This is a genomic window from Xanthobacter sp., assembly GCF_041911315.1.
Lineage (GTDB): Bacteria > Pseudomonadota > Alphaproteobacteria > Rhizobiales > Xanthobacteraceae > Xanthobacter > Xanthobacter aminoxidans.
Map to the genome: position 1 here is coordinate 1 of NZ_JAYRPE010000076.1, position 26,964 is coordinate 26,964.

Annotated in this window: 23 protein-coding genes; 19 read left to right on the forward strand and 4 right to left on the reverse strand. The window is 64.9% G+C overall.

The window, feature by feature from the left end; genetic code table 11:
• The 8 genes from ACE3QW_RS22050 to ACE3QW_RS22085 all read left to right on the forward strand — a co-directional run.
• A partial coding sequence (locus tag ACE3QW_RS22050; protein WP_374254037.1) for an HlyD family efflux transporter periplasmic adaptor subunit occupies positions 1 to 487 on the forward strand: 487 nt, incomplete at its 5' end.
• Positions 488 to 574: 87 nt separating this feature from the next.
• Positions 575 to 892 carry an acyl carrier protein gene (locus ACE3QW_RS22055; protein WP_374254039.1) on the forward strand — a complete coding sequence of 106 codons (318 nt, stop codon included), beginning with the start codon at positions 575 to 577 and terminating at the stop codon, positions 890 to 892.
• Positions 889 to 2,106: a beta-ketoacyl synthase gene (locus tag ACE3QW_RS22060; RefSeq protein ID WP_374254041.1), complete on the forward strand. Its 1,218-nt coding sequence runs from the start codon at positions 889 to 891 to the stop codon at positions 2,104 to 2,106. Before ACE3QW_RS22055 ends, ACE3QW_RS22060 begins: the two co-directional genes overlap by 4 nt.
• A gap of 8 nt (positions 2,107 to 2,114) precedes the next feature.
• The gene (locus tag ACE3QW_RS22065; RefSeq protein ID WP_374254043.1) at positions 2,115 to 2,834 is read left to right on the forward strand and encodes an MtnX-like HAD-IB family phosphatase; all 720 of its coding nucleotides are present in this window, start codon (positions 2,115 to 2,117) and stop codon (positions 2,832 to 2,834) included.
• Positions 2,827 to 4,269, forward strand: coding sequence for an aspartate aminotransferase family protein (locus ACE3QW_RS22070; protein WP_374254045.1), 1,443 nt, complete (start codon positions 2,827 to 2,829; stop codon positions 4,267 to 4,269). Before ACE3QW_RS22065 ends, ACE3QW_RS22070 begins: the two co-directional genes overlap by 8 nt.
• 13 nt (positions 4,270 to 4,282) lie before the next feature.
• Complete coding sequence (locus ACE3QW_RS22075; protein WP_374254047.1) at positions 4,283 to 5,203, forward strand: arginase family protein; 921 nt, start codon at positions 4,283 to 4,285, stop codon at positions 5,201 to 5,203.
• Positions 5,203 to 6,108, forward strand: a complete 906-nt coding sequence (locus ACE3QW_RS22080; protein WP_374254049.1) for an alpha/beta hydrolase — start codon at positions 5,203 to 5,205, stop codon at positions 6,106 to 6,108. The genes ACE3QW_RS22075 and ACE3QW_RS22080 overlap by 1 nt, the downstream gene beginning before the upstream one ends.
• The gene (locus tag ACE3QW_RS22085; protein ID WP_374254051.1) at positions 6,105 to 7,292 is read left to right on the forward strand and encodes a GNAT family N-acetyltransferase; all 1,188 of its coding nucleotides are present in this window, start codon (positions 6,105 to 6,107) and stop codon (positions 7,290 to 7,292) included. The genes ACE3QW_RS22080 and ACE3QW_RS22085 overlap by 4 nt, the downstream gene beginning before the upstream one ends.
• Before the next feature lie 157 nt (positions 7,293 to 7,449).
• On the opposite strand, the gene ACE3QW_RS22090 is transcribed toward ACE3QW_RS22085, so the two are convergent.
• On the reverse strand, positions 7,450 to 8,493 hold the full coding sequence (locus ACE3QW_RS22090; RefSeq protein WP_374254053.1) for a helix-turn-helix transcriptional regulator: 1,044 nt from the start codon (positions 8,491 to 8,493) through the stop codon (positions 7,450 to 7,452).
• A 189-nt stretch (positions 8,494 to 8,682) separates the two neighbouring features.
• On the opposite strand from ACE3QW_RS22090, the gene ACE3QW_RS22095 reads away from it, so the two are divergent.
• The 4 genes from ACE3QW_RS22095 to ACE3QW_RS22110 all read left to right on the forward strand — a co-directional run bounded on the left by ACE3QW_RS22095 (position 8,683) and on the right by ACE3QW_RS22110 (position 17,200).
• The gene (locus tag ACE3QW_RS22095; RefSeq protein WP_374254054.1) at positions 8,683 to 9,867 is read left to right on the forward strand and encodes a helix-turn-helix transcriptional regulator; all 1,185 of its coding nucleotides are present in this window, start codon (positions 8,683 to 8,685) and stop codon (positions 9,865 to 9,867) included.
• A 226-nt stretch (positions 9,868 to 10,093) separates the two neighbouring features.
• Positions 10,094 to 15,772, forward strand: a complete 5,679-nt coding sequence (locus tag ACE3QW_RS22100) for an autotransporter domain-containing protein (RefSeq protein ID WP_374254056.1) — start codon at positions 10,094 to 10,096, stop codon at positions 15,770 to 15,772.
• 9 nt (positions 15,773 to 15,781) lie between these two features.
• Positions 15,782 to 16,216, forward strand: a complete 435-nt coding sequence (locus ACE3QW_RS22105; RefSeq protein WP_374254058.1) for a globin family protein — start codon at positions 15,782 to 15,784, stop codon at positions 16,214 to 16,216.
• 258 nt (positions 16,217 to 16,474) lie between these two features.
• The gene (locus ACE3QW_RS22110) at positions 16,475 to 17,200 is read left to right on the forward strand and encodes a SapC family protein (RefSeq protein ID WP_374254060.1); all 726 of its coding nucleotides are present in this window, start codon (positions 16,475 to 16,477) and stop codon (positions 17,198 to 17,200) included.
• A gap of 140 nt (positions 17,201 to 17,340) precedes the next feature.
• Here the strand turns inward: ACE3QW_RS22110 and ACE3QW_RS22115 are convergent, their stop codons facing one another.
• The gene (locus ACE3QW_RS22115; RefSeq protein WP_374254062.1) at positions 17,341 to 17,547 is read right to left on the reverse strand and encodes a hypothetical protein; all 207 of its coding nucleotides are present in this window, start codon (positions 17,545 to 17,547) and stop codon (positions 17,341 to 17,343) included.
• Between the two features lie 395 nt (positions 17,548 to 17,942).
• Here ACE3QW_RS22115 and ACE3QW_RS22120 point away from each other — a divergent pair, with 395 nt between their 5' ends.
• The 6 genes from ACE3QW_RS22120 (at position 17,943) to ACE3QW_RS22145 (ending at position 24,114) form a co-directional block, all read left to right on the forward strand.
• Positions 17,943 to 19,214: a site-specific integrase gene (locus ACE3QW_RS22120; protein WP_237355846.1), complete on the forward strand. Its 1,272-nt coding sequence runs from the start codon at positions 17,943 to 17,945 to the stop codon at positions 19,212 to 19,214.
• Positions 19,215 to 19,482: 268 nt separating this feature from the next.
• Positions 19,483 to 19,815 (forward strand): helix-turn-helix domain-containing protein, encoded by a 333-nt coding sequence (locus ACE3QW_RS22125; RefSeq protein ID WP_237355847.1) that lies wholly within the window; start codon positions 19,483 to 19,485, stop codon positions 19,813 to 19,815.
• Positions 19,812 to 21,098 (forward strand): type II toxin-antitoxin system HipA family toxin, encoded by a 1,287-nt coding sequence (locus ACE3QW_RS22130; RefSeq protein ID WP_374254065.1) that lies wholly within the window; start codon positions 19,812 to 19,814, stop codon positions 21,096 to 21,098. The genes ACE3QW_RS22125 and ACE3QW_RS22130 overlap by 4 nt, the downstream gene beginning before the upstream one ends.
• A gap of 111 nt (positions 21,099 to 21,209) precedes the next feature.
• Complete coding sequence (locus tag ACE3QW_RS22135) at positions 21,210 to 21,947, forward strand: DUF5131 family protein (RefSeq protein WP_237355849.1); 738 nt, start codon at positions 21,210 to 21,212, stop codon at positions 21,945 to 21,947.
• Positions 21,947 to 22,861 (forward strand): three-Cys-motif partner protein TcmP, encoded by a 915-nt coding sequence (gene tcmP, locus ACE3QW_RS22140; RefSeq protein ID WP_237355850.1) that lies wholly within the window; start codon positions 21,947 to 21,949, stop codon positions 22,859 to 22,861. The genes ACE3QW_RS22135 and tcmP overlap by 1 nt, the downstream gene beginning before the upstream one ends.
• Positions 22,858 to 24,114, forward strand: a complete 1,257-nt coding sequence (locus ACE3QW_RS22145; protein WP_374254067.1) for a three-Cys-motif partner protein TcmP — start codon at positions 22,858 to 22,860, stop codon at positions 24,112 to 24,114. The genes tcmP and ACE3QW_RS22145 overlap by 4 nt, the downstream gene beginning before the upstream one ends.
• Positions 24,115 to 24,233: 119 nt before the next feature.
• Here ACE3QW_RS22145 and ACE3QW_RS22150 read toward each other — a convergent pair whose 3' ends face one another.
• Positions 24,234 to 25,205, reverse strand: a complete 972-nt coding sequence (locus tag ACE3QW_RS22150) for a hypothetical protein (protein WP_374254069.1) — start codon at positions 25,203 to 25,205, stop codon at positions 24,234 to 24,236.
• A gap of 156 nt (positions 25,206 to 25,361) precedes the next feature.
• Complete coding sequence (locus ACE3QW_RS22155; RefSeq protein ID WP_371745042.1) at positions 25,362 to 25,529, reverse strand: integrase core domain-containing protein; 168 nt, start codon at positions 25,527 to 25,529, stop codon at positions 25,362 to 25,364.
• Positions 25,530 to 25,744: 215 nt separating this feature from the next.
• Here ACE3QW_RS22155 and ACE3QW_RS22160 point away from each other — a divergent pair, with 215 nt between their 5' ends.
• Entirely contained in the window at positions 25,745 to 26,941 is a 1,197-nt protein-coding gene (locus ACE3QW_RS22160; protein ID WP_237355853.1) for a DUF932 domain-containing protein, read from the forward strand.
• The last annotated feature ends 23 nt before the right edge of the window (positions 26,942 to 26,964 follow it).

A 26,964-nucleotide genomic window follows, 5' to 3' on the forward strand; every position in this document is an offset into this window, starting at 1 on the left:
CGAGGCCGAGGCGGCGATGGCCGCGCTGACCGGCGAGTTGAAGGGCGCCGAGGCCGCGTCCGCGCTCGCGCTCGCCCGCCGCGACAGCGCCCTCTATGAGCGCGAGCGCCGCGACGTGCGCGCCCCGCTCGCCGGGCGTGTTGGGCGCCGCTCGGTGAAACCGGGTGACGTCGTGTCGGCCGGTGCTGCGACGGAGATGTTCGTCGTCATCCCCGATGCGCCGCTGATCGTGCGGGCGGAGATCCAGGAGAATTTCGTGCGGCTGGTGAAGCCGGGCATGACGGCCGAGATCGTCGCGGAGAGCGACGAGCGCACGAGCGCCCCCGGCCATGTTCTGAGGGTCGGCGCCTTCCTCGACAACCGCCGCGGGGGTGAGGGGCCGACCGAGCGCGCCGACGTGCGCGTGGCGGACGGCATCCTCGAAATCGACCGGCCGGATCTCTTCCTCATCGGCCAGCGCGTCTATGTACGCTTTCGCAATCCGTGAAGATGAAGTGCAGCAATCGCACGTAATGCCCGCGTAATCCGCCGGCCGCATCGATCTCCTCAGAAGCAATCGGATCGGAGATCCCCTTTGTCAGCCAATCTGCCCGACGACGACCGGCCCACCGAGATTTGGCCCTCTTCCGTCGAGCCCGAGCTCGCCGCGCTCCTCGTGGACCTGATCGCCAGGGAAGGCATGCTGGACCGCGCCGCGATGAAGCCCGGCGCCACCCTCGACGAGCTGGATTTCGACTCGCTCGAGGCGGTCCTGGTGATCAACGGCGTCGAGCAGGCCTTCGACATCGAGATCGGAAGCGAGGTGCGCTGGGGCGAGGTGCGCAATCTCGGCGAACTCGTGGTTCTGCTCGCGGACACCGTCAAGCGCGCGACGCCTGCGCTGCAGTCATGAGCAGCGTCGCGATCACCGGCTTCGGCGTCGTGTCCGCCGCCGGAGCCGACCGGCGCGCCTTCGCCCGCGCGCTGTTCGATGGGCGCAGCGCCATCGGCCCCGTCGTGCTGCCGCGCGCCTTCGGGCGCCGCGCCTTCCGGGCGGCTCAGATCGGCGATCTCCCCGACAGCGTGGCGCAGACGGCTGGCGACCGACGCGCGTATGACCGCTTCAGCGTGCTGGCCTTGCTGGCGGCGGAGGAAGCGGTTGCTGCGGCCGGCCTGGGTGCGGAAGATCTGGCTGGCGATCGCACTTCGGTGCTGCTTGGAACCGGCATCGGTGGTGCCACCTCCATCGACGACAGCCACCACGGGCTCTATGTGGAGCAGCGCCGGCCCGACCCCCTCACCATTCCCCGGCTGATGGCCCATGCGGCCCCCGCGCTGCTGAGTCGCCGGTGGGGCTGCCGCGGCACCGTCCTCGCCATATCGAGCGCATGCGCCTCGGGCGCGCAGGCCGTCGGGCTCGGCATGAGCTTCATCAGGGCGGGCCTTGCCGATCGCGTGCTCGCGGGGGGAACCGAGGCCTCGCTCACGCCGTCCGCCCTTGAGAGCTGGCAGGCCATGCGCGTGCTGACCTCGACCCGCTGCCGACCCTTCTGCGCGGACCGCGACGGCATGGTGCTGGGCGAGGGCGCGGCGGTGTTCGTGCTGGAGAGCGATGAAGCGGCGGCACGGCGTGGCGCGCCGGTCCTCGCCCGCCTGCGTGGCTATGGCACCACCTCCGACGCGGGTGATCTGGTGCGCCCCGATGCCGGCGGCGCGGCGGCGGCCATCCGCGCGGCGCTCGCAGATGCCGGCCTCGCTCCGCACGACATCAGCCATGTGAATGCCCACGGCACCGGCACGCGGCTGAATGACGCCGCCGAGGCCGAAGCCCTTCAGTCGGTCCTGGGTGCCGATGCGGCGCGCATTCCACTCTCGGCGACCAAGCCGGTCCACGGCCATACGCTGGGGGCCTCGGGTGCCCTGGAGCTTGCCGCGACGATCCTCGCCCTCCAGTCCCGCACCGCGCCGGGCACCCTCGGCTTCGAGGCGGCGCAGGCCGAATATCCGCTGGCCATCAGCGATCAGAACCAGCCCATCGCAGGTGCGATCGGCCTCAGCAACAGCTTCGCGTTCGGCGGCGTCAATGCCGCGCTGATCGTCGAGGCGCTCCCGTTCGCGCCCCTGTGAGGTCCGCCTTGCCCCCTGCGCCATCCTCGCCGCCGTCCCTCTGGCAGGCCATCGTCGATTTCGACGGCACGATCTCCCGGGAAGACACCACCGACCGCGTCCTGGAACGCTTCGCCGCGCCGGGCTGGGAGGCGATCGAGGCCGAGTGGCACGCCGGCCTCATCGGCTCGCGCGCCTGCATGGCCCGACAGGTCGATCTGCTGCGCGTCTCGCCCGACGCGCTCGACACCTTCGCCGCCACGCTGGAGATCGATCCCGGCTTCCCGGAGTTCGTCCGCCTCTGCGGGCGCCACGCCATTCCCCTCACCATCGTGTCCGACGGGCTCGACAGGACGATCCGCACGGTCATGGCGCGCGCCGGCCTTGGTCCCATCCCGGTGGTCGCCAACGAACTCAGGTGGATGGGCGGCGACCGCTGGCGGCTACTGTCGCCGCATGCGGCGCCGGGCGGAGCCTGCGGCAGCGGCACCTGCAAGTGCCGTGTCGCCGCGCAGCTGGCGCGGCCGCTGAATTTGCTCGTCGGCGACGGGCGGTCGGACTTCTGCGTGGCGGGCGAAGCCGACCTCGTGTTCGCCAAGGCCAGCCTCGTCGCCCACTGCGCGCAGGCCGGCATCCCCCATCACCCCATCGCGGATTTCACCGACGCCAGCGCGCGTCTGGAAGTGGTTCTCGCCGGCGCGCCGCTGCCGGCCGCACCCCGTCAATTCGAGGACAAGATCAATGGATAACGCCGTTCTCCAGCACGACCGCTCGACCGCCGCCAGCGGGGCGACGCGCGCCGGCCTCGCCGCCGAGGAGGCGCGCTTGCTGGCCCTTGAGGCCGAGTATTGCTCCCATGGCGATACGGTGCACTACACGCAGTTTCCGAAGATCTTCTCGGGCTGCGAAGGGTCTTTCATGCTGGATGCGGCCGGAAACCGCTTCCTTGACCTGCAGATGTGGTACTCGGCCGTCAACTTCGGCTACGCCAACCCGCGCCTCAACTCCGCGCTGAAGCGTCAGATCGACACCCTGCCGCAGGTGGCGAGCCAGTATCTCCACCGCGAGAAGATCGAGCTCGCGGCCATGATCGGGAAGGATGCCGAGGGCAAGTTCGGGGCCAAGGGGAGGGTGCATTTCAACGTCGGCGGCGCCCAGGCGGTGGAGGATTCCCTCAAGATCGTGCGCAACGCCAGCAACGGAAAGAGCCTGATGTTCGCCTTCGAAGGGGGATACCACGGCCGCACCCTCGGCGCGTCCGCCATCACCTCGTCCTATCGCTATCGCCGCCGTTTCGGCCATTTCGGCGAGCGCGCGCAATTCATCCCCTTTCCCTACCATTTCCGCGGACCGAAGGGCATGAGCAAGGAGGAGTATGGCGAACACTGTGTCGCCCAGTTCGCCCGTCTGTTCGAGAGCGAGTATAACGGCGTCTGGGACCCCAAGCTCGGGCAGGCCGAATACGCGGCCTTCTATGTGGAACCCTTGCAGGGTACGGGCGGATACGTCATTCCCCCGCGCAACTTCTTCACGGGGCTGAAGAAAGTGCTGGACGACCACGGCATCCTGCTGGTCGTCGATGAGATCCAGATGGGCTTCTACCGGACCGGAAAGCTCTGGTCGATCGAGCATTTCGGCGTGCAGCCGGACGTGATCGTCTTCGGCAAGGCGGTCACCAACGGCCTCAATCCCCTGTCTGGCGTCTGGGCGAAGGAAGAGCTCATCAATCCCACTGTCTTCCCGGCCGGCTCCACCCATTCGACCTTCAACGCCAACCCGCTCGGCACCGCCGTCGCGCTGGAGGCGATGAAGATGATGGCCGAGGAAGACTACGAGCCCATGGTCATGGCCAAGGGCGCCTACTTCCTGGAGGGGCTCAGGGACTTGCAGCGCCGCCACAGGATCGTCGGCGACGTGGACGGCCTTGGCATGGCGCTGCGCATGGAGATCTGCGAGGCGCACGACAGCTATACGCCGGCCAAACGCCTCGTGGACCTCATGTGCGATGAGGGCATGAAGGCCGATCTTGAGGTCGCCGGCCGCCGCTACGGGCTCGTGCTCGACATCGGCGGCTACCACAAGAACGTCATCACCCTCGCGCCGGCGCTGACCATGAGCTACGCCGAGATCGATCTCGCCATCGCGCTGCTCGACCAGTTGCTCGCCCGCGTCGCGGCGGCTTGAGCGGCGCGCGACCATGGCGCGATTTCGTGTGATCGATCTGGACGGTAGCCTGCCGGCCCAGGAGCCGCTGCGCCGGCGCATGGATGCGGGAACGGCCACCCGCATCGATGCCGTCGACCTTGCCGGCCGCCTGCGCATCGTCGCGAGCCGCGGGGCGCTGCGCCGCCTCGCCGCGCGGCTGCCGCGGGCGGAGGGTGGCGCGGGCGCGACCGTCACCTTCTACGGCTCGGGCGATTTCCACCACCTCACGGCCGGATTGGTGGCGGCGCTGGACGAGCCCGTCACCATCGTCCATTTCGACAATCATCCCGACTGGGTGCGGTTTCCCGCCACGCACAATTGCGGCGCCTGGGTCAATCGCGCGCTCAGCCTGCGGCATGTGTACAAGGTGGTCACGATCGGCCCATGCAGCGGCGATCTGGTGCGGCCGGAATTGCAGCTCGCGAACCTCGGGGCGGTGCGCGACGGGCGCATCGCGCTCTATCCCTGGCGGCATCCCCCGTCGCGCGTCTGGGGCCGCTACGGCCACACGCGGTGCTACCGGCAGGAGGGCGACCATCTGCACTGGCGCAATCTCGCCGAGGAAAGCTGGACGGATTTCCTCGACGAACTCGTCGAGGAGATTCCGACCCGCGCCATATGGATTACCATCGACAAGGACGTGCTCGCGCGCGGCGACGCGCTGACCAACTGGGACCAGGGCGCCTTGCCGCTCGGCCATCTGCTCGCCGCGGTCGAGCATCTTGCCGGCACGCGCCACATCGCCGGCGTGGATGTCTGCGGCGACTGGTCGGAGCCGCGCTTCAAAGACCCGTTCCGCGCCGCCCTGGCGAGGTTCGACCATCCGCTGCCCCTTCGCCCCAGTGCGGACGACCTCGCCGTCAATGCGCGGGTGAATGCCCAACTCATCGATCTCTTCGACCGGGTGCTGTGATGATCTCTGGAAACGCGCGCCCGTCGCGGGAAGAGGATGGCCCTGCACCCCGGGTGGCCGCGGCTGACCACGGCATAAGGCTGGCCGGCGGGCGAACCGGCTTCCTCCTGCTGCACGGCCTCGGTGGCACGCCGGTGGAGTTGAAACTCATCGCGCGGGCGCTCAACGCCGCTGGTCACACGGTCCATTGTCCGCAGCTCGTCGGTCATTGCGGCAGCGAGGGCGACCTGCTCGCCACAGGCTGGCGCGACTGGGCGCAGAGCGCCCTGGGCGCCCTGGCGCGCCTCCATGCCGAGTGCGACCGGGTGATCGTCGGCGGCCTTTCGATGGGCGCGGTGCTGGCCATCCATGTCGCCGCCGAGCGTCCGGCCCAGGTGGATGGCCTCGCGCTGTACGCGCCGACCCTGCGTTACGACGGCTGGTCGATCCCACGCTACGCCTTTCTGCTGAAGTGGCTGATCAACACGCCGCTCGGCCGCCGCTACCGCTTTCCCGAGCGCGAGCCCTACGGCATCAAGCACAGGCGCACCCGCCAGACGATCATGGAGGCGATGGCCTCCGGCGACACCGCAATGGCCGGGCTGGAGGGCACGCCCGCGCGGGCGCTCCAGCAGCTCTGGCGGCTTGTCGCGGTGACGCGCGCGCGGATGCCCGCCGTGACTTGCCCGGCGCTGCTCGTTCATGCGCGCGAGGACGATATCGCCGGGCTTTCCAACGTCTTCGAGATCCAGCATCGCCTCGGCGGTCTCGTCGACGCGGTGATCCTCGACGATTGCTATCACCTCGTCACCATCGACCAGCAGCGCGGCATTGTCGTGGACCGCACGCTCGCGCTCGCGAACCGCCTCGCGACCGCGGGCGGGAGAACGCGGCCCGGCCGTGCGCGCGTGGCCGCGGCGCAATGACGAGGTTCGCGGCGTGCGTCGTCGAAAGCATCGCCGAGATCGCGGCGGCGGACTGGGACGCCTGCCTGCCGGGGGAGGCGGAAGATCACGCCTATTTCAGCGCCTGCGACAGCGCGGCGGTCGCCTCCGGTGTCGGCCTGCGCTGCGGGGCCGTGGTCGTCACGGATTGTGTCGGCGTCGCTGCCGTGGCGCCGGTCTTTCCCTTCGCTTACAGGCTGGACACGCCGTTGCAGGGGCGTGTGCGGCGGTGGGCGGAGGCTGCCTTCCGGGTGGTTCCCGGTCTTGCGGCGATCCGGGTGCTTTGCGTTGGCTCGCCCTATGCGGAGCGCTGTCACCTCGGCTTCGCCGCCCGCCTCGATGCGGACGCCCGCGCCGGGGTGATGGCGGCCCTGCTGACCGCGCTGGAGACGGAGGCGCGGGCGCGGGGCGCGCATCTCGTCGCGTTCAAGGATCTCGCGCCTCGGGAGGATGAGGCGCTGGCACCGATGCTTCGACGCGCCGGCTTCGCCAGTCTCGGCAGCCTTCCGGTCGCCACGCTAGACCTGCCTTTCGTGGATGCGGACGGCTATCTCGCCTCGCTCTCCGGCGCGACGCGCAAGGACATCCGCCGCAAGCTCGCGAAGGCCGGGGCGGTGCGCATCGAGCATCGTGTCGGCATCGCCGGGCTGGAGGACGAAATCGAAGCCCTCTACGAGGCGACGCGCGCGCGGAGCGGCCTCGATTACGGCGAACTCGAAGTGCTGCCGCCGGGCTATTTCGCAGCCGTCGCCGAGGCGCTCGGAGAGCGGGCCGTCTTTGCCCTCTACTGGGTGGGAGACACGCTCGCGGCCTTCAATCTGCTACTCGTCGAATCCGACCGAGTGATCGACAAGTTCCTGGGCATGCGCTACCCGCTGGCGCGCAACCACAACCTCTATGCGGTCAGCTGGATGGCGAACGTGCGGTTCTGCCTGGAGCGGGCCGTAAGCGAGCTGCAGACCGGGCAGACCGCCTACGCCTCGAAGCTGCGCTTCGGCAGCCGTCTGGTCCCTTCAATCATTCGCTTCCGCCATCACAATCGCATGGTGCAATGCCTGCTCGCAGGCCTGGGCCCCTGGTTGTCCTTCGATCACCTGGATCCCCAGCTTGCCTCCTCGCGAACCGCTTCGTCGCCTGATCCGATGGATCGGGAGCGAGCGGACTGACGTGCTCCCCTTTTGTAGGCCAATCTGAGCTGGAATTTTCCACTTGTGATCCCCGGCGCGGCGCCGGGTCTGGTCCCCGACTTTTTCACGCGCACGTCCATCCCTTCGGTGCTGGGCAACGTGCTGGCCGGGTTGAGCGATTGAGTGTCAGGCGGCTTCAGCGCGCGGCGCCGGGACTGCATCCGAAGCGCTTCTTGAAGCTTCGGTTGAAGTAGGAGATGTCGCCGAACCCGACCTCCATGGCGATGTCGCCGATCTTCTTGTCCTGATGGCGCGGGTCGGTCAGCATCGCCTTCGCATCTTGCAGGCGCAGTTCCAGAATGCGTTCCGAGAAACTCGCCCCTGTCGCGGCGAGCAGGTCCCGAACGTAGCGACCGGAAAGTCCGAGTTGCAAACCGACCAGCGACGCAGAGAGTGCCGGGTTGCGGTAATTGCTCTTGATCTGCTTCAGCACCGCTTGCAGCCGACCGGCGCGTAGTCCCCGCGTCCCGGCCAGCTCGGCTTCGCCGCCCTTGGCCCCGGTCGCGAGGCCGAGGAGATCCACGACGGTCTCGCTGATGTGGTCGAAGAGGACCGACTCCTCCGGCAACTCCATCGCTTCGAGCATCGATAGATAGTTGCGCAGCAGCGTCAGTGCCTCGCTGTCCGCCGGGATGAGCGCGCCTTGCCGCCCCTCCATGCCGGGAAACTTATCGTCGACGATCTTTCGCGGCAGCGCGAGGTTCGCCCAGGTGTTGCGGTCGCTGCCCACGAACGCCTGCGCCTTCGTTGCATGGAGGATCGCGCTGCCCGTGGGCATCGTGATATCGCTCTTGCCCGGATTGCTGGCGATCAGCGTGGGCCCGAGATTGATCGTGAACAGATACACCTCTGTGCGCGCGGCCCGGATATGATGCAGCATGCGCGCCGCCCGGTTGATCGTGGCCGACATCTTCGCCAATCCCAGCCGCCCGATGCTGTTCGCCTTCAGGCCGGCCTCGAAAGGCAGGTCGGATATGCCGACCTCGACCGACGCGACACGGGAATAGGAGATGTCGCGCCACAGGCGGAAGCGTTCTTGATGGATGAGATGTTCAGGCAGGCTCGCGGATGTGAATGTCTTCGCCTGCACCGCGCCCCCCTCACAACGGCTTGTCCCGCGCGTCCTGGCAACCGCTGCACCGTTCGGCGTGATCATCCGGCCGGTGACGGCGGCATCCACCGGGCTCGAAGCCCGCGCCCAAGCCTATAATCTTGCGCACCTGTCCATGTCGTCACCGCAAAGTATGACGCACGGGGAATTGGCGCCTGATCGCCTTTTGTTTTCCTTTTCCGAAGACAGCGCGCAGGTGCTGCGCTATAGGGCGACAAGAACACCCCTTTGACTCTGCATGTTATGATGGAGTGCAGCGTGACAAGGCGTAATTATGAGCAACTCTCATCTATTATTGGCGACATCTACGACTGCGTTTTGAACCCCGAGGGTTGGGTCAGCGTATTGAACCGAATAACACAGGCGACCGACGCAGCCTACACAACCATCGCGCTCGCCAGCACACAGGATAGTCATGGCCGTTTCGCCGCCCATTCCGCCTGGGCGGCCGACCAGATGCGTGTGCTTCAGGTCGAATACGGCTTCGACGACATTCCCGGCCTGAAACCCGCCCTCGTCGGCGACATCGACACACCGCTGACGACGCTGTCCTGCCTCAGCGAACCCGAGCTGCGCGCCACCAAATTCTATCGCGAATGGGCCGGGCCGCAGGGCCTGCGCGAAGGCTGCATGGTCAAGTTCGTCCACACCTCCGATCGCATCGGCCTTCTCGGCACCTCCATCTATGCCGACCGTGACGTGATCTCCGGCGAGGAGCAGCATTTCCTGACATTGCTCTCGCCGCATCTGCGCCGCGCGGCATTGATCGGCGACTTGCTCGACCAGGCGCGCGTCATGGCGCATTTCTATCGCGAGACCTTGGGTGCGCTCACGACACCCATTCTCTTCACGGACGCCGAGGCGCGCATCCTATACGCCAACGCCAGCGCCGAGCGGATGCTGTCGGCCGAGGCGCCCATCCTGTCGCGCGGCAGCGTGTTGCAACCGACGAACCCCGCCATGGCTGACGCCTTGCTGACCGCCATCGCTGCGGCGTCCAACGCCGATGTCACGCTCGGCGCCCGCGGCATCGGCCTGCCGATCTCGGCGGCGAGGGAAGCGCCCGCCGTCGCCTATGTCCTGCCGCTCACCGCCGGCACGGCGCGCGCCGCATTCCGACCGGCGCGGGCGGCCGTCTTCATCTCGACCACGATCTCGGCGACACCGATCCCGGAGGCGGTGCTGACAACCCTCTTCGACCTGACGCCCGCCGAGGCGCGCGTTCTTCTCAAGATCGGCAGCGGCGCAGGCGCGGCGGCGACGGCCCTGTCGCTCGGGATCGGCGAGAACACCCTGAAAACCCATCTCAACCGCATCTACGCCAAGACGAACACCAACCGTCAGCCCGATCTCGTCAAGCTCATCGCCGATATCGGTGCTCCACTGGCTGTCGCCGGCATCGACGCGCCCGCCCGTCTGCGGGAAGACGGCGCGGTCGACTAACCCCGCCGAACTACCGATCCGAGGCCCCGTCGTGATCGCGCGCAGCGACTCGGCGGGGCCTTGTTCGTTCCGACGGGCTGCTTTGAGCGCCACACCGCGAAGAAAAATCAATAGCGCGTGTCACCGTCCAAAAAGCGCGTGGCGCTGTCCAAGATTTCCCGGAAGCCCGGTGCGATAGCTGGATCAATCGCTATCCAATTGCTTGGTCCGCCGGGAGTTTTCAGGAATGCGCAGGAAAAATACGGGCCGCAGGGCCGCCACGCTCAAGATTCTTGCGCTGACGTCGACTGCACTTGTCGGCCTCGCGCTGCCTCTCTCCGCGCAGGCGCAGGAATGGACGGGGGCGACGAACGGGAGCTGGTTCAATGCTGGCAACTGGAACCCCGGTCATGTCCCGACGGCCGCCGATGATGTGACGATCGAGGCCGGTCCTGGCTCTATACCCAATATCTCAGGACCTCTTCAGAATGGAGTAGCGAACAAAATCGCGGTCGGCGACACCAACACAGACGGTTCGACTGCCACTCTCAACATTGAAGATGGCGGAACGCTGGCCAGCGCTTCGGGCGTGATCGGCAACCTCGCCGGCTCGAAAGGCCTCGTCGATGTCGGCAGCTCCATCGTGAGCAGCGCCGGTAGTTCCGCTTTGTGGAATGTGAGCGGGGCGCTCATCATCGGCAATGCCGGTGAGGGAACCTTGGCAATCAACAAAGGCGAGGTCAAGAACACCGACGGCACCATCGGCGCGCTGGCCGGCGGCGTCGGCTTCGTCGGCGTCAGCGGCCCGACCGCGACATGGACCAATACGGGAACCCTGACGGTCGGCGACCATGGCACGGGCACGCTGAACGTCTTCAATGGTGGGAAGGTCACGAATGGGCCTGGCGAAATCGGATACGCTATCGGGTCTGTCGGCACTGTAACAATCAATGGTGCCGGTTCCACCTGGACGAACGGATCGTCTCTTCAAATCGGTGATAGCGGCACAGGTCAACTTACCATCCAGAACGGTGGCAAGGTGATCAATACTGGTTGGAGCTACGTCGGTGTTGCGAACGGTGCCAGCGGGATCGTGCTTGTCGATGGTACAAATTCGATTTGGGACAACAGTCTAGGAATGACTGTCGGCCTCAACGGAACGGCTTCACTGACTGTCAAAAACGGCGGCAAGGTCACATCGACCGGCGACAGATACCTTGGCTACACAGCCGGTGCGAGCGGCGTCGCGACATTGGACGGCGCGGGCTCGACTTGGACAGGCACAGGGGATCTCCTCGTCGGAAATGCGGGCTCGGGCAAACTTACGATTTCAAATGGCGCCGGGGTGACCAGCGGCCTTGGTGAAATCGGTGTCGCTTCCGGCTCAAGCGGCGATGTGACGGTGGTTGGTACCGGCTCCACGTGGACCAACAACTCTGCTCTTCGGGTGGGTGATAGCGGAACTGGTAAACTTGCCATTCAAAATGGTGGCAAGGTCGGTAATGGCGGTTGGGCCTATGTTGGCGCTGTCGCGGGAGCCAGCGGGACTGTACTCGTCGACGGCGCAAATTCGACTTGGGACAACAGCCAAGGCCTGACTATCGGCCTCGCAGGCACGGCGTCGCTGACCATCTCGAGCGGCGGTCTCGTCAAAAACACCGACGGTTTCATCGGAGCTGTTGCCGGTTCAACCGGCATGGTCACGGTCGATGGCGCGGGCTCGAAATGGACCAACAGCGGCGATCTCACTGTCGGCGATGCAGGTACCGGCACGTTGGACGTCACCCATGGCGGGGCAGTCGGCAGTCTTGGCGGAACCATCGGCGACGCCACAGGCTCGACCGGCACTGTGAACGTGAATGGGGCCGCTTCCAAATGGGATACCAACAGCGGCGACCTGAGGGTGGGCAACAGCGGCATCGGCATGCTGAATATCGCGAACGGTGGGCAAGTCATCAGTGGCATGTCCAGCATCGGATGGAATGCGGCATCCCAGAGCAGCGCACTGGTCGATGGAGCAGGTTCGGTCTGGGACACGGCAAGCCTTACCGTCGGACAGAGCGGCATCGGCCTGCTCAACATAGGAAACGGCGGCAGGGTGAGCAGCCTCTCCGGCACGGTTGGCGCCCTTTCCGGCTCTAAAGGCGCCGTGGCTGTCTCGGATGCGGGCTCGATCTGGCATGTCACCAACGATCTGATCGTCGGCGACTACGGTCAGGGCACGCTCAGGATCGACGATGGCGCCAAGATTTCCGTGGGTGGCGAACTGGTTCTGGCCAATCATGCGGGCGCGACGGGCGGCTTGACCATCGGCGGCGCTGTGCCGGGGATTCTCGACGCGACGGCGGTCCGTTTCGGTGCGGGCACCGGCCGGATCACCTTCGACCATACGAGCGCGAACTATGACTTCAGTGCAGCGATTTCCGGCCTCGGCACGATCAATCAAGTGTCAGGCGTCACGCATCTAACGGCGGATTCCACTGGCTTCACCGGCGCGACCCATATCAAGGGCGGCACATTGCTGGTCGACGGCAAGATCGGCAGCGGCGCGGTCGATGTCCAGTCAGGCGGCACGCTCGGCGGCAAGGGCTCGATCGGCGGCACCGTAACCGTCGCTTCGGGTGGCATCCTCAGCGGCGTCCAGGGCCAGACCCTGACCATGCAGAACCTCAATCTCGACAGCGGCGCGAACGTCAATGTGACACTCAGCTCCCCCGGCGGCGCGGCCCTGTTCAACGTCGCCAACGATCTGACGCTCGACGGCACGCTCAACATCACCTCTGGCGGCGCGTTCGGCCCCGGCGTCTATAGTCTGATCACCTATGGCGGGACACTGACCGATAATGGCCTCGATATAGGGACGACCCCGGCGGGATCGACCGCAAGCGATTTCGGGGTGCAGACCTCCGTCGCAGGCCAGGTCAACCTCGTCAGCACCGCCTTGCCGAACCTGTCGTTCTGGGACGGCGACGCTCCAGGCAACGCCAACAACAATATCGTCGACGGAGGGTCGGGCACATGGACCGCGACCTCCACCAACTGGACCGACATGAACGGTTCGATCAACGGTGTGATGCACCCGCAGCCGGGCTTTGCGATCTTCCAGGGCGCGGCGGGTACGGTGACGATCGACGCCAGCGCCGGGCCGATCTCGGTCACCGGAATGCAGTTCGCCACCAACGGCTATCTGCTCACCGGCGATCCGATCACGCTCGCCGATCCCAACTCCATCATTCGTGTCGGCGACGGCTCGGCGGCCGGAGCGAACTACAAGGCGACCATCGGCTCGGAGCTGACCGGAACGGGTGGCCTCAACAAGACTGACCTCGGTACTCTGATCCTGACCGCCGACAACACTTATACCGGTGGCACGACGATCACCAACGGCACGCTCCAGCTCGGCAACGGCGGGACCAGTGGTTCGGTCGTCGGCAATATCGTCAATGATGGACTGCTGATCTTCAACCGTTCCGACGCATCAACGTTCAGCGGAGCGATCTCCGGCAATGGCGCGATCCTGAAGGAAGGCGCCGGCACGATCGATCTGACCGGCAACTCCGGCACATTCACCGGCGTCGTGCAGGTCGATGGCGGCACATTCGGCATCAAGGCTGGCGGCGTCCTGAATTCAAGCGGCCTCTTCGCGGGCGGGCTCGCCGGGTCAACCGGGGCTTTCGTCGTCGACGGCGCGGGCTCCGTGTTGAACAGCTCCTCCTTACTTGCGCTCGGGGGCGACGGAACCGGGGCGCTGACAGTCACGAACGGGGGCAAGGTCAGCGATTCCTTCGGCGTTCTGGGCGTAAACGCCGGCTCGACCGGCTTGGTAACGGTCACGGGTGCAGGTTCGACCTGGACCAACGGAACGGGCTTGCTGGTGGGCGTCGATGGTGCCGGCGCACTGAACATCGTGAACGGCGGTAGCGTCAGCAGCGCCTTCGCGGCTGTCGGCAATGGCTCCGGGGCGCAAGGTACGGTCATCGTCGATGGCATCGGGTCCAGCTGGACGAACAGTGGAAATCTGTTCGTCGGTCTGGACGGAACAGGCACTCTGTCGATTGCGAATGGCGCCACGGTCAACGCCGGCGGCGCCGTAGTCCTCGCCGGACAGGCCGGTTCGACCGGTACGCTCAATATCGGCGGTGCGGCAGGCTCGTCCGCAAAGACGGCGGGCACGCTCAATGCCGGGACGCTCGAATTCGGCCAAGGAACCGGAACGCTCAACTTCAATCACACCGACACCAACTACACCTTCGCCTCGAACATGCTGGGTTCCGGCACGATCAACCAGTTCTCTGGTTCTACAAACCTGACGGGAGACTCCAGTGGCTTCACAGGCGCGGTGAACGTCACGGGCGGCCGTCTGGCGGTGAACGGCCTGCTCGGCGGCGGGCAGGTCACGGTGTCCAACGGTGGTACACTTGGCGGCAATGGCATGATCGGCAGCCTCGCGGCAAATGCAGGATCGATCATCGCGCCCGGCAACTCCATCGGCACGCTGAACATCGCCGGCAACATCGCGTTCAATGCCGGTTCGATCTACGAGGTCGAAATCAATGCGGCTGGCCAATCGGACAAGATCGTTGCGGGTGGCACCGCAACCATCGACGGCGGCGGAGTCAAGGTGCTGGCCGGTTCGGGCAACTATGCCCCGGCCACGACCTACACGATCCTCACTGCAACGGGTGGCCGCACCGGCACCTTTACCGATGGCGTGACCTCAAATCTCGCCTTCCTCGACCCGTCGCTCAGCTATGACGCGAGCAACGTCTATCTCACGATGACCCGCAACAACATCAACTTTGCGGGCGTGGGCATTACGCCGAACCAGATCGCGACTGGCGGTGGCGTCGAAAGCCTCGGCTTTGGCAACACGATCTACAATGCTGTGCTGAACCTCTCGGCTTCTCAAGCGCAATATGCCTTCGACCAACTCTCGGGCGAGATTCATGCTTCCGCCAATACGGTATTGATCGAAGACAGCCGCTTCCTGCGCAGCGCGGTCAACGACCGCCTGCGGGCGGCCTTCGGCGGCGTCGGCGCGTCGGGCGGCAACACCGTCACCTATGACGACGGCAAGCCGCGCGCGGTCGATCCCACCACGGACGGCGGCGCGGTCTGGGGGCAGGCGTTCGGCTCCTGGGGCCATTGGAACAGCGACGGCAACGCCGCGAAGCTCGATCGCTCCATCGGCGGCTTCTTCATGGGCGCGGACGCTTCGGTCTTCGACACCTGGCGCTTCGGCGCGGTCGCCGGCTACAGCCGCTCCAGCTTCGACGCGGAGGATCGCCATTCGTCGGGTAGCAGCGACAATTACAGCGTCGGTCTCTATGGCGGCACGCAATGGGGCGATCTCGCCTTCCGCACCGGCGCGGCCTACACGATCTCCGACATTGCCATCAAGCGCAGCGTGAACTTCACCGGCTTCGCCAACAACCTGTCTGGCGATTACAGTGCCGGCACGGCGCAAATCTTCGGTGAACTCGGCAACAAGATGCAAGCCGGCAGTGTTGCGCTCGAGCCGTTCGCGAACCTCGCCTATGTCAACCTGCGCACCGACGGCTTCACCGAAACGGGCGGCGTCGCCGCACTCACCAGCCCGTCGACCGTTACCGATACGACCTTCACCACGATCGGCCTGCGCGCCGCGACCAGCTTCGGCCTGAACGACATGGTCGTGACGGCGAAGGGCATGGTCGGCTGGCGGCACGCTTTCGGCGACATCACCCCGACCTCGGTCATGTCCTTCGCCGGCAGCGCGCCCTTCAGCATCGCAGGCGTGCCGATCGCCGAGAACGCCGCGGTGGTCGATCTCGGCCTCGACATGCGCCTCAGCACCAACACGACGCTGGGCATCTCCTACGGCGGTCAGTTCGGATCGGGCGTCACCGACCAGACGTTGCACGCCGACTTCTCGGTCACGTTCTGAGGTCTTGTGATGAATCACGACACGATCACCCTGGTCCAGAGAAGCTTCAAGGATGTCGTCCCAATCGCCGATATGGTCGGTGAGACCTTCTATGCCCGGCTCTTCGAGACCCATCCCGAAGTACGGCCGATGTTCGCCGAGGACATCAGGCCGCAGGCCAAGAAGCTGGTGCAGATGCTGGCGATGGTGGTGAACGGCCTGCACCGGCTCCCCGCCATCCAGAGCGAGGTCGCGGCGCTCGCTCGCCGACACAGGGAATACGGTGTCGCCGAAGCCCATTATCCCGTCGTCGGCGAGACGCTGATCTTGACGCTGGAGCACCATCTGGGCGACGCTTTCACGCAGCAGATCAAGGACGCCTGGATCGAGGCTTTCACAACCCTGTCGGACGTGATGATCGACGCCATGCACGAACCGCCGCGCGCCGCGGGAGGCCATGCATGAGCACCGGGTGCACGCTCGGCGGCTTCGGCCAGCGCTCCGGCATCCTTCTGCCCGCGGCCGGACGCTCGGTCATGGCAGAGGCGCGGGAAACCGTTATCGTGGTCGGCGTCTTCGCCGGTTCGGCGGCGGCGGGCCGCAAAACGGGCGACGCGGGCGGGGATGTCCTCACGGACCTGATCGTCGGCGGACCCCGACCCCAACAGGGATACCGAAGTCTTGGACCAGCCATCGCCCCTACCGCTCTTCTATAAGGATCCCATGCTTCTCCGCTTCGAGGCGCATGGCGATGTCGGCCTGATTCCCGGCAGCGATTTCAACTTCGCCCGCGAGGCCGTCGCCATTCCGCTCTCCATCGGCGAATTCCCGACCGCGATGCGGCATTATCCCATCGCCTTCGCCATGGACGATCAGGCGTCGCCCATCGCTCTGGTCGCGATCCACAAGGACCAGAATCTCTTCATCGAGCGCGACGGGAGCTGGCGGGCGAAGAGCTATGTGCCAGCCTATGTCCGCCGCTATCCCTTCATCGGCATGGACACGCCCGATGGCGCACAGCAGCTCCTGTCGATCGACCGCGCCAGCGCGCGCTTCGTCGCTTCCGCAGGGGATCACGCTGAGGCGCAGCGCCTGTTCGACGAAACCGGCAAGCCGACCATGGTCGCGCAGACCGCCATGGCCTTCTGCCAGACCTTCCACACCGACTACGTCAAGACCGTCGCTTTCGGTAAGGCGTTGTTGGCGGCGAAGATACTTGAGCCCTATCACGCCGATTTCCGCCTGCCGGACGGCACGCTGCACAAGCTCGACGGCTTCTATGCCGCGAACGAACAGGCGTTCCGCGCCTTGCCGGCTGAGACCGTCAACGACTGGCACGGCAAGGGCTGGCTCGCGCTGGTCGTGCTGCATCTCGCATCGCTCCAGAGCTTTCAGAATCTCCTCGACCTCAACGCGCAGCGCACAAGCGAACGGACGGCGCTGGCGTGACGAGCAGGAAAAGCACTCTCGGCCTCTGCGCCGCCGCAACCCTTCCGGACAATCGTACCCGTGGTCTTGCGGGCTTCCATCTTCTCGTGGACGGCGCGAACCTCCTCTAAGGCTGCGGTCATTCCGGTTGGGGGGTGAGATCAGGCCACGCTCAAGAGCGTCGACAACGCCTTGCGTCCAGGCTCTCGCCCGCGAGCACATAACTCGCCGTGCCGCCGCTCGATGCCTTGGGCGACGAAGGGCCGGACCCGCCGCGCGCGCGTCGAGCGGATGCGACCCGGGCGGAGCTTCTTCGCCCGGGCCTCCAGATCGAGGCGGGCATCCTGGTACGGCTTGTCCCAGGCCAAGGCGGTGCTCGCTTGACCGGTCGGGCAGGGCGGTCGCCCACGCTGGAGCGCGCCATGGCTTTCCCCGCCGAGCTGACCGCCTGCTTGCGGATATGGCCGAACCGTTGCCGGTAAGCAGAAAACGCCCCAAAGGGCGTTTGCCAACCATCTGATTTTCTTGAGAGAAACTGGAGCGGGCGAAGGGATTCGAACCCTCGACCCCAACCTTGGCAACTTTGGGCGGAGCCTGCGCCGCCACACGCTGTCGCACTAAAATATACTATTTATCATATGTTTATTGATTGTCACCTTACGACGACGTATCCTTTTTTGGCCCACGAAACTCGCGTTTCTGGAGACATTTTGGAGACAAAGCCTCCTTACCGGAGCTTTGTCTCCAGAAGGAGAGCGCCGGCATGCCGACCATCAAGCTGACCAAGAAAGCCGTTGACGCCTTCGCACCACCTGGTGAGGCCCAGATCATTCACTGGGACAGCGAAATCCGTGGCTTCGGCGTCCGGATCCTCAGGTCAGGCCTCAAGACCTTCGTGCTGCAGTACCGCAATGCAGAGGGGATCAAGCGCCGGACCAATCTCGGACGCTACGGCGTCATGACCGTCGAGCAGGCCCGCGAGAAAGCCAAGATCCAGCTCGGCACCGTCGCGGCCGGGGAAGATCCCGCCGACGAAGCCCGCCAGGCCCGCAAGGGTATGACGGTTGCGGAAATGTGCGATTGGTATCTCACCGAAGCGCGAGCGGGAAACATCCTTGGCCGCAAGAACCGGCCCATCAAGGCGTCTTCACTGGACATGGATGAAAGCCGGATCAGGACGCACATCAAGCCGCTGCTTGGCAAGCGTATCGTCCGCCACCTCATGATCGCCGACGTCGAGCAGATGCAGACCGATGTCAGGAACGGGAAGACCGCCAAGCCGCGCGCTGGCGGGCCCGGGGGCAAGGCTTCGGGCGGCGCTGGGGTGGCGGGACGGTGCGTCGGAACGCTTCAGGCGATCATCGGCCATGCCAAGCACAAAGGCCTTCTCGCCGAGCACCCGACGAAGGGCGCGAAAAAGCTCACAGGCAACAAGAAGAACCGGCGCCTGAGCGTGGCCGAGATCGAGGCTGTCGGCACTGCCATCGCTTATGCCGAACGCAATGGTGAAAATCAGACGGCTCTCGGCGTGATGCGCCTGCTCCTGCTGACGGGCTACCGGCGCGAAGAAGCGCAGGCCATGCATCGCGCATGGGTCCATCGAGACGGCGGCTACGTGGCCTTTCCCGACACCAAGGGTGACGCACAAATCCGTGCGATCGGTCCGGCGGCAATCCGGGTCGTCGAAGCGCAGCCGGTCATCATAGGCAACCCGCATGTGTTTCCTTCGGACATCACCGACGGGCCGTTCACGGCCGTCAGCTCCTGCCTGGATCGGGTCTGCAAGCTCGCCGGCATCAGCGGAGTAACGCCGCATACCCTTCGGCACACCTTCGGCAGCGTCGCGGGCGATCTCGGCTTCTCGGAACTGACGATCAAAGCGATGCTCGGGCACGCGTCGCGAAGCGTCACCCAGGACTACGTCCACATTGACGAAGCGCTGAAGCTCGCGGTGCGCATGACGTCGGACGAGATCGAGAGATTGCTCACCAAGGGCGCCGAAAGGTGCCCCGCAGTTCCTATGGCGGCAGAATAGTCGGCATATGGCAATCGTCGGATTTCATGGAGACAGACTCCCGGAAGAGGGCTGCTCGCGAGCAAGGGGAATGCCGGCGTGTTTCTCTTCGGTTCGACTATCGTGGGCACCGCAAAGCCGCGCTGAGATGCAAACGGGACGGGCGAGACTTGATCCTCGCGCGCCACTTTCAGGCTCTGGCTGGACCCCTCTGGCAACTCGACAGCCGCTCGTTAAGGACTTATATACACGACCGTGAGAGCATTATGGCTCTCTTCATGAGACTGTAATGCGATCCACCGTCGTCGACACGCTGCCGCCCAAGGTGAAGCGAGCCCTGGCCAAGCTGGGCGCGGACATCGCGCTCGCCCGCAAGAAGCGCAGCCTGACAACCATCATGATGGCCGAGCGGGTCGGGACCGCCAAAAGCACGTATCTGAAGATCGAGAAGGGCGACCCGACCGTCGCCATGGGCACCTACGCCATGACCTTCTTCGTCCTCGGCTTCGACGGCGCGCTCGGCGAGATCGTCGATCCGCGGCGTGACGACCAGGGGCTGTTGCTCGACGCCGAGCGCCTGCCGAAACGGGTGCGGGCGCGCAAGACGCCGCGACCGCTATGAGGCGCACCATTGCGATACGTCTCGGCGCAGAGGCAAGACCTCTCGGCGTCTTGCGCTACGACCAGCAGGGCGCACGCGAAAGCGCGACCTTCGAGTACGACGCGGCCTGGCTCCCGGCCGCCGATCGCTTCGCAATCGAGCCTGGGCTGCCCCTCGTGGCCGGTCCTCAGTTCCACCGCAAGACGCGCGACGGCTCGGTTTTCCACGCCGCCATCGCCGATACCGAACCGGACGGCTGGGGCCGGCGGGTGATCCAGCGCGATCACGCCAAGCGCCGCCAGGAGGCGCGCCGGGCGGGACAGGCGGTGGAGACGCGGCCGCTCAACGCGATGGACTATCTCCTCGCCGTGGACGACGTCAGCCGCGTGGGCGCGCTACGGCTCCAGGACGAAGATGGCCACTACCAGCGCTCGGTCGAGGACGGACGTCGGACCATCCCGCCGCTCATCGAGCTGGCGCAGCTTCTGGCCGCAACCCGTGCTGTCGAAACCAATACGGAGACAGAGGCCGATCTCGCCTATCTCCGCGGCCGCGGCACGTCGCTCGGTGGGCTCCGCCCGAAATGCTCCGTCATCGACGAGCACGGGCGGCTCTCGATCGGCAAATTCCCGAGCGTGACGGACGAGCGGCCCGTCACCAAGGGCGAGGTGCTTGCCTTGCGGCTGGCCCGCAAGGCCGGCATCGATGCTGCAGAAGCCCGCCTCATCGACAGCGACGGCTCCCCCGTAGCTCTCATCCGACGCTTTGATCGCACCGGCAATGGTGCCCGGCTCATGTATGTGTCAGCCGCGACCATGCTCGGTGCCGTGCCCGGCGATCCAGGCGAGCACAGCTACACCGAACTGGTCGATGCGCTTCGACAGCATGGAAGCGAGCCCGCTGCGGACATCGAAGAGCTGTGGCGCCGCATCGCCTTCTCGATCCTCATCACCAACGTGGACGATCACCTGCTCAACCACGGCTTCCTGCATGTCGATCGCGGCCAGTGGCGGCTGGCCCCGGCGTTCGATGTGAATCCGTTCCCCGAGCGGGTACGCGAGTTGAAGACCTGGGTGTCCGAAGAGGCCGGCCCCGAGGCGAGCATCGACGCCTTGATGTCAGTCGCGCCCTACTTTCGGATCGCGAGTGCGCGCGCGAAAGCCATCCTCACGGAAGTGGAGGCGGCAGTCGCGACGTGGCGCGAGGAAGGCCGGGCGCTCGGGATGACCAACGAAGACCTCGCGAGCTTCGCCGATGCTTTCGAGCACGGTGAACGCCAAGCCGCGAAGCGGGTGCTGCAATGACGGCCGGCATGACGCGTGCCGCTTTGTGCAGCCCACACGCTGGGCCCCGTCAGAGGCGTTCATGTTTTGTTCTTATCGTGCTAGAGTTCGGACTCGAGAGGCGACGCCAGCATGGCTGATGGAAGCGCGATCGAGTGGACGGACGCGACGTGGAATCCGGTAACGGGCTGCACGAAGATCTCGCGTGGCTGCGATAATTGCTACGCGGAGCGCTTCTCGGAGCGTTTCCGAGGCGTTCCAGGGCATCCGTTTTCAACAGGGTTCGACTTGACGTTGCGGCCTGAGCGGCTCGATCATCCGCTCAAATGGCGCAGGCCGCGGATGATCTTCGTCAACTCGATGAGCGACCTGTTCCACAAGCAGGTTCCCACGTCCTTCATCGACCAGGTGTTCGACACGATGGAGGCGGCCGACTGGCATGTCTTCCAGGTGCTTACGAAGCGCAGCTCCCTGATGCGCGACTATCTGCGTCACCGCTACGGCGCTACGCGAGGACCAAAGCACATCTGGTGCGGCGTGTCGGTCGAGGACGCTCAAGCGAAGGGGCGCATCGGGCATCTACGGGCGACCCCGGCTGGCGTGCGCTTCTTGTCGATTGAGCCTTTGATCGGCGCCGTCGGACCAGTCGATCTGACGGGCATCGACTGGGTGATCGCCGGCGGCGAGTCGGGACCGGGGGCGCGGCCCCTCCACCTCGAATGGGCGCGCGAGATCCGCGACCAGTGCGTAGAGCAGAAGGTTGCGTTCTTTTTCAAACAATGGGGCGGCATCCGTCCGAAGTCCGGCGGGCGCGAACTCGATGGCCGCGAATGGAGCGAGTTTCCCGACCGCACGGCGAGCGCCCTCTGATGGCGGATCTGCCGGAGGTCGGGCCTTGGGTCAAGGAGAAGCTGGACGCCTTGGCGCGCTACCTCGATTTCTACACAAAGGTCCTGAAGAACCAGCCGTGGAGAACGATCTACCTCGACGCCTACGCGGGCGGCGGTCGGGCTGTCGTTCGGACCGAGGAACGTGCGACCCACGGCGGACCAGACCTCTTCGGCCAAGAGCCGCCGATCGACACCGAAGCAAGGGAGTTGATCGATGGATCTCCGCGGGTAGCGCTCAGGATCCCCAACGCCTTCAATCGTTATATTTTCGTCGACCCCGACGCGAACCGCGCCGCCGAGCTCGAAGCACTGAAGGCGGAGTTCGCGGGCACTCGCACCATCAATGTCCTCCAGGCTACGGCCGCCGAAGGCATCGCCTGGGTGACGGCGCAGCCGATCTCGCGCCGGACGCACCGCGGCATTGCCTTTCTCGACCCCTTCGGCGCCAAGCTCGACTGGGCGAGCATCCAGAGGCTCGCGGACACCGGCCTGTTCGAAGTGGTCGTCAACTTCGCGCTCAGCATGGCCATCCAGCGCATGCTTCCGAACTCGGGTGAGGTGCCCGAAAGCTGGGCCGCGACCCTCGACAGCTACTTCGGTAGCCGTGCCTGGTTCGATGAGGTCTATCAGCGGCGGCAAGGCGGGCTCTTCGCAGTGAACGGCCTTGAGAAACGACCAGACTACTCGGAGCGGCTGCTTGAGCTATATCGCACCCGGCTGCAGTCAGCTTTCGGCCATGTCTCGACACCGCGCCTGATCCGGAATACCCGCGGCGCACCGCTCTACTACCTATTGTGGGCCGGTCCCAACAAAAAGGGCTTGGAAGGCGCGGACTATATCCTGACCATGGGCGAACGTCTCAACCGACGGCAACGAGAGCGGGCGGCCAAGTGAGCAGGCACTACGAATGGAAGCTCGGCGAAGCGCTCCCCTTTCTCGGCGAGCACAGTGTCGCCAAGCACGACATCTTCGAGCAGTATGTCCGCATCTATATCGAGCGGCTGACGCGGACGCCGAGCCAGACGATGCTCAACTTGACCATCGTCGATGGTTTCAGCGGCGGTGGGCTTTACCGCCTGGGTTCGGCGGAAGTCGAAGGTTCGCCGCTTCGCCTCTTGACCGCTGTGACGGCGGCCGACGCTGCGCTCAAAGCAGCGCGGTCAAAGGGCTTTGCCGTTCGAGCCGACTTCTTTTTTGTCGATGAGAATCCGCAGCACATCGCCTTCCTGAACGATCTTCTGACCAAGCGCGGATACGGCCCCCGGCTGGGCCAGGACATCTTCGTCCGTTGTGCACAGTTCGAGGAAGCGTGCCCGGACATCCTCTCGCACATCAAAAAGAAAGGGACTGCGCACCGCTCGCTCTTTTTCCTCGACCAATATGGCTGGAGCGACGTCAGACTGGCCACCATCCGCACTATCCTCGGCACGCTCAAGAACCCAGAGATCCTGCTGACGTTCGCGGTCGATGCGCTCATCGACTTCCTGTCGGAAAAGACAGCGGAAACGCAGGCGCTCCTCAACATCGAACTCGCTCGTGAGGACGTTCGCGCCCTCATGGGCCTGAAGAACGGCGAGGGGTGGCGTTATCTCATCCAGAACGGGCTCTACCGTCATGTCCAGGGGCGCACGGGCGCGCGATTCTACACACCCTTCTTTATCCACTCGGTCGAGGCGCACCGTTCCTACTGGTTGCTGCATCTCTCGAACCATCGTCAGGCCCGCGACGAGATGGGCAAGCTGCATTGGCGCCTTAACAACCGGTTCCAGCACCACGGTGGCGCGGGTTTCCACGCGCTCGGCTTCGATCCGGCGAGAGACCTGCGCCAGGGGTTGCTCCCCTTCATGTTCGACGACGACGCCATGCGTCGGTCGGAGGCGGCGGTTCTCGACCAACTGCCGCGCATGATCCACGCCGCGAACCAAGATGGCGCCGGCCTCGCCGTCGAGGCGCTCTTCGCGGGCAACTGCAACGACACGCCGGTCACCTCAGACATCCTGAGCCGTCAGCTCGTCCTGCTTCGCGATGAGGGGGAACTCCTCATCAGGGGGGAAGACGGATCACTGAAGCCGCGGGCAAAGACAATCGGCTGGGGCGATCATGTTATCCTCCCCCGCGAACGCTCTCTGTTCAGTCGTCTTGGGTAGTGAAATTCCAAATATCGGCGTTAGTCAAGATAACATAAGAATAACTAAGCATGCGGGAGAAGCGGTAGAGCTAGGTTACTGCCATGAATCTATGATGACCCTCTGCTTTCTTCGGATTTTTAGTTCGGAGAGATGTCACCATTTTGTGTCGAGATCTTCCGAACGGCGAAGCGCGAACCCTCAAGATCGATTGTGATCAGGGTCTTCCGAAGGGTCATTTCCGTATCCCAGAACCAGTCGGCGATCAGCTCAGTCTTGAAAGGGAGCTCGCCGTCGAGCACCTTGTGTATGCGACCTTCCCAGCTACCTACCTGAGCCAGACGGGTAGAAACCTCTGAAAGCATTCCGGCGGCGAGGTCGGGAATCGCACAGAGATCTTCAAAATCGCGATTCTCAAGGTCTTGCCCGGTGGTGTTCAGCCGAAAAACACCCATCGGGTGCTGGAAATAGAACGAGCACATACGTGCGACGGCCTGGAGAGCATCGTCATGACGCGTGTCATTCGCCACAAACTCGTCTTCGTCGGTTATCCAGGTTACATTGGCATATGGACGCGACCAGATGGAGAGCAAGATGGCGGTAAATTGCACTTTCCGCAGCATGGCCTCCAGCGCTCGAGCATTCCAGGAGGCCTTTAACTGAAGAGCCTTACGGAAATCCTCTGCTGCATTCGGAACGGTTGAGAGCCACTTTTTCCTCTTGTCTACCGCAATCGCGACCAAATGGCCGTCGAGGCTCGCAGCCGCTTTCAGAAATGGCACCAGCGCTTGTTGGCGAGCCGGATCATCCAGGCGCTTATAGGACAGCGTTCTCCCGTCTGGCAGATGCTCACGGCGCGCCGTCCGAACAGCGGACAACCACGTTGGAGTTCCTCCGTGGATAATGAGGTAGCAATAGATCAGATGGGTCGATTTGCTATGATCTCCGCCGAAGTCCGACGCAATCAAGAGTTGGCCACTCTGACACGGCTTCGGTTCCGACGCCCCCAGTATCTTCTGTATTGAATGGCCCCAGCCCCAAAGTCGACGTGTCTGAATGTTGGCTGGTGTGAGAAGCCGCCAGCGCTCGGGTGAGTGCAGTCCGAGAAGCATCCTTGCAACCTACCTCCGGTGCAGCAGCCGTCGAGACATCCGTGTCGGAAATGATCCATCCAGTGGTCTGAGGTGGTCCCGCATTGGCTGCTTTGCTAAGCTTGGTACTGGTATCCGTTACGTCGATGTGTCGATACCATCTCGAGCCCTGTGGACCTACTCCGGCGTTTTGCCGCCGCGGGCGGAACGGAACCTCGTGCGGCTATCGTAGGTGATCCACCAGTCGATCCCGGCCCGCGCGTCTGTGTCGGTCTCGAAGGTGTCGAGGAAGATGCACTCGTCTTTCCGGGATCGCCAGAGGCGCTCGATGAACACGTTGTCCATCCGTCGCCCGCAGCCATCCGTGGAGATTTAGACGTCGCGGCCCCCAACAGCGCCTCGGTGAAGCGCTGGGTGGTGAACTGAGCTCAATCAATTGACTAACGGCTTCGAAGATGGTGGGCCTCCCGAACTCCTAAAGTGAGAGGTTGGATCGGATTTCCGCGACGGGTTGAGGACCGGGAGTGAGGCTCCCGGCGCCCGTCATGGAGTTTGGTCCCATGACTGAGATTCAGGTTCTAGAGGCGTGCCGGGAAGCGTCGGGCGGGTACAGAATCGACGCTAGCCGCGGCGAGAGGAATGGGCGGGTGTCGTCCGAGTGGTTCTCCCGGCCGGGGGACGAGCGCTATCTGTCTCTGTCTGAGCTGTATGGTGCGGTGCGCGGCCGGTCCGACCGGAGCCGGACACGCACTGTGGAGAGCGCCGCCATCCGCGTCGAGGCGAGCCGAGAGGCGCCGGACCGGCTGACGCTCGCGCTGCCGGGGGCGGAGGCTCCTGTTGCGCCGACCCACTGGAGCTTCGGCCAGCTTGCGAGCCTCATAGGGGCGCCCGCCGCCTATTTGCGTCAGCTCCCAGCACCCTTGGCCGGCATCAACCTGCAGCACGGGCTGCTTACGCATCGCGCCGAGCAGGTCAAGACGCTGGAGGTCGAGGACGGCCGTGTCGAGCTCCGGGCCGTGACCGGCCCGGACTACGGCCGCATCTATGACCATGAGCTGGTGGACGCCGTGCGCGGTATTGCCGGCAACGGCACCGGCGATACCCGCTGGAAGGTGCCGGGCGTGCTCGACTGGTCGACAGGCATCTACAATCCCCGCGTCGACATCACCAAGGACACCACCACCCTTTACGCCTCCGACCGGGACGTCTTCCTGTTCCTGGTGGATGATCTCAACCCCATCGAGGCCGGCCGCCTGCCGGATGGCTCACCGGACCTCTTCTTCCGAGGCTTCTATTGCTGGAACTCGGAGGTGGGTGCGAAGACGCTGGGGATCGCCAGCTTCTATCTCAGGGCGGTCTGCCAGAACCGCAACCTCTGGGGCGTCGAGGATTTCGAGGAGATCACCATCCGACACTCGAAGTATGCCGCATCCCGCTTCGCCCATCAGGCCGCGCCGGCCCTGGAGCGCTTTGCCAATTCCTCGCCCATGCCGTTCGTCAACGGCATCAGGGCGGCACGCGAGCGCATCGTGGCGCGCACCGACGAGGACCGCACCGAGTTTCTGCGCCGCAAAGGATTTTCCAAGGCCGAGACGCAGAAGGTGATCGACACCGTGCTCGCCGAGGAGGGCCGGAAACCCGAGAGCATCTTCGACTTCGTGCAGGGCATCACCGCCGTGGCGCGGGACAAGCCCCACCAGGATGCGCGTCTCGATCTGGAGGCTCGGGCGAAAAAGCTTCTCGATCGCGTTGCCTGAGATCCGCATTGCCGGAGATGTGG

What these genes read in the sequence shown, in the direction of transcription:
- ACE3QW_RS22060 (WP_374254041.1), top strand. Translation starts at nt 889, where the DNA reads ATGAGCAGCGTCGCGATCACCGGCTTCGGCGTCGTGTCCGCCGCCGGA.
- ACE3QW_RS22070 (WP_374254045.1), top strand. Translation starts at nt 2,827, where the DNA reads ATGGATAACGCCGTTCTCCAGCACGACCGCTCGACCGCCGCCAGCGGG.
- ACE3QW_RS22075 (WP_374254047.1), top strand. Translation starts at nt 4,283, where the DNA reads ATGGCGCGATTTCGTGTGATCGATCTGGACGGTAGCCTGCCGGCCCAG.
- ACE3QW_RS22080 (WP_374254049.1), top strand. Translation starts at nt 5,203, where the DNA reads ATGATCTCTGGAAACGCGCGCCCGTCGCGGGAAGAGGATGGCCCTGCA.
- ACE3QW_RS22085 (WP_374254051.1), top strand. Translation starts at nt 6,105, where the DNA reads ATGACGAGGTTCGCGGCGTGCGTCGTCGAAAGCATCGCCGAGATCGCG.
- ACE3QW_RS22100 (WP_374254056.1), top strand. Translation starts at nt 10,094, where the DNA reads ATGCGCAGGAAAAATACGGGCCGCAGGGCCGCCACGCTCAAGATTCTT.
- ACE3QW_RS22105 (WP_374254058.1), top strand. Translation starts at nt 15,782, where the DNA reads ATGAATCACGACACGATCACCCTGGTCCAGAGAAGCTTCAAGGATGTC.
- ACE3QW_RS22110 (WP_374254060.1), top strand. Translation starts at nt 16,475, where the DNA reads ATGCTTCTCCGCTTCGAGGCGCATGGCGATGTCGGCCTGATTCCCGGC.
- ACE3QW_RS22120 (WP_237355846.1), top strand. Translation starts at nt 17,943, where the DNA reads ATGCCGACCATCAAGCTGACCAAGAAAGCCGTTGACGCCTTCGCACCA.
- ACE3QW_RS22125 (WP_237355847.1), top strand. Translation starts at nt 19,483, where the DNA reads ATGCGATCCACCGTCGTCGACACGCTGCCGCCCAAGGTGAAGCGAGCC.
- ACE3QW_RS22130 (WP_374254065.1), top strand. Translation starts at nt 19,812, where the DNA reads ATGAGGCGCACCATTGCGATACGTCTCGGCGCAGAGGCAAGACCTCTC.
- ACE3QW_RS22135 (WP_237355849.1), top strand. Translation starts at nt 21,210, where the DNA reads ATGGCTGATGGAAGCGCGATCGAGTGGACGGACGCGACGTGGAATCCG.
- tcmP (WP_237355850.1), top strand. Translation starts at nt 21,947, where the DNA reads ATGGCGGATCTGCCGGAGGTCGGGCCTTGGGTCAAGGAGAAGCTGGAC.
- ACE3QW_RS22150 (WP_374254069.1), bottom strand. Translation starts at nt 25,205, where the DNA reads ATGCTTCTCGGACTGCACTCACCCGAGCGCTGGCGGCTTCTCACACCA.
- ACE3QW_RS22155 (WP_371745042.1), bottom strand. Translation starts at nt 25,529, where the DNA reads ATGGACAACGTGTTCATCGAGCGCCTCTGGCGATCCCGGAAAGACGAG.
- ACE3QW_RS22160 (WP_237355853.1), top strand. Translation starts at nt 25,745, where the DNA reads ATGACTGAGATTCAGGTTCTAGAGGCGTGCCGGGAAGCGTCGGGCGGG.